Annotated in this window: 4 protein-coding genes; 2 read left to right on the forward strand and 2 right to left on the reverse strand. The window is 33.7% G+C overall.

Annotated features, from left to right (window positions below):
- Window positions 1–291, forward strand: a 291-nt coding sequence (locus CBG25_RS04965; RefSeq protein ID WP_290603789.1) for a transposase, incomplete at its 5' end; no start/stop codon positions are given.
- Between the two features lie 61 nt (window positions 292–352).
- Window positions 353–574: a hypothetical protein gene (locus CBG25_RS04970; protein WP_280626407.1), complete on the forward strand. Its 222-nt coding sequence runs from the start codon at window positions 353–355 to the stop codon at window positions 572–574.
- A 108-nt stretch (window positions 575–682) separates the two neighbouring features.
- Here CBG25_RS04970 and CBG25_RS04975 read toward each other — a convergent pair whose 3' ends face one another.
- Window positions 683–958, reverse strand: a complete 276-nt coding sequence (locus CBG25_RS04975) for a DUF4282 domain-containing protein (protein ID WP_290604996.1) — start codon at window positions 956–958, stop codon at window positions 683–685.
- A 33-nt stretch (window positions 959–991) separates the two neighbouring features.
- Window positions 992–1,318 carry a lytic transglycosylase domain-containing protein gene (locus tag CBG25_RS04980; protein ID WP_290604997.1) on the reverse strand — a complete coding sequence of 109 codons (327 nt, stop codon included), beginning with the start codon at window positions 1,316–1,318 and terminating at the stop codon, window positions 992–994.
- Window positions 1,319–1,408 lie beyond the last annotated feature (90 nt).

Genomic DNA, 1,408 nt, shown 5'->3' on the forward strand with positions numbered 1-1,408 from the left:
ATAGTAACAAACAAAGAGAATCCCACCCGTGAATACGTCAAATCTATCATGGATGCCCGTTGGTCTGTTGAAGTTTATCATCGAGAAGTTAAACAAAATTGTGGTATTGAACGCTGTCAGGCTCGCACGAGCCGAGCGCAAAGAAATCATATTTTTCTCGCTATTTCTGCGTGGTTTGAACAACATAAACGTCGTATATCTGAAAAAATAACCCTTTATCAACAAAATTGGGACGTAATCAAAAATGCTATTGCTGAGCACATCCGTGTTTTATTAGCGTACCCAAATTAGTTTTGTGCGAAACTCGTGACCGCTTTTCGTGCTCGTCGTACAGCCTAGAGAGGACATTAAAATGAATTATTCTGGTCATGAAGTACTACGAAAAGATGTGGCTTTACTCGTTGAGAAAATGGATATGTTTTATATCCAGCTTTTCGAATTTGAGCGGAAATATTTATATAACTCTGACGAACTTCCCGAGCGTTTAGCGGCGCAACTGATGAAGCCGATTAAAAATCAAATGCAAGATATTTATCAACAAATCATTGCGTTAGACAGTGCTTTTAAAGATTAATCAAACGGGCGGTATATCCGCCCAGTTATTTTATTATTTATCTTTTCGTGGGTTATTTCTTTTAAAATCAGCAGTCACTTGGCGTAATTAATCGTTAAATGAATTCTGTTATGGTTTTGTTTTTGTATTTTCAGCTATTTCTTTAAGTTTGGCATAAATGTTAAATAATAAAATAATTAATTCACAAGAAACCCTAACACCAATAAGACCAATAACAATTGTGCTTAATCCACCTATAAAACCTGAGAAAAAACCACCTAAATGACTGCCGGCAAAAATAGCAGCAATTCCAGAAAATAAAACAGCGATTATCCCAAGCCAATAAAAAATTATTATAATCTTAGGGGTTATCATTTTATCTAATTTTAATAAAGATTTTAACATGGTTATTTCCTTTTTTTTATTTCTCTGAGTTGGTTAATAAATTTTATTCTCATTCATTTTTCCCGATTTTATTTTTTGATAATGTTGATAAATTTTATTAGCATAGTGGAAACGATTTTTAATTGATGTATTGGTATTTCTCATTCCAGCGTTATACATGCCAACGGCTAACCAATTTTTACCGTAGAGAGCAAAGTTACGACTTAAAATCATTGCCCCAATATGAATATTTAAACAAGGATGATTGATTAAGTCATTTTCAGATAATGTAGGGTATTCATTTTTAATTGCGTTAAAGGTTTTGCTATTAATCTGCATCACCCCTTGTATCTTGTTTTTGTGATAATTAGCTACTATCACATGGGACAGAGTGAGCTTGTAATACCCCTGATGGGAAAACCTTGTGTTTTAGTAAAAGCCCTCTGTTTCTCCTTTCATGCCAGCATTTAG

Source organism: Arsenophonus sp. ENCA (assembly GCF_002287155.1).
GTDB classification, from domain to species: Bacteria; Pseudomonadota; Gammaproteobacteria; order Enterobacterales; family Enterobacteriaceae; genus Arsenophonus; species Arsenophonus nilaparvatae.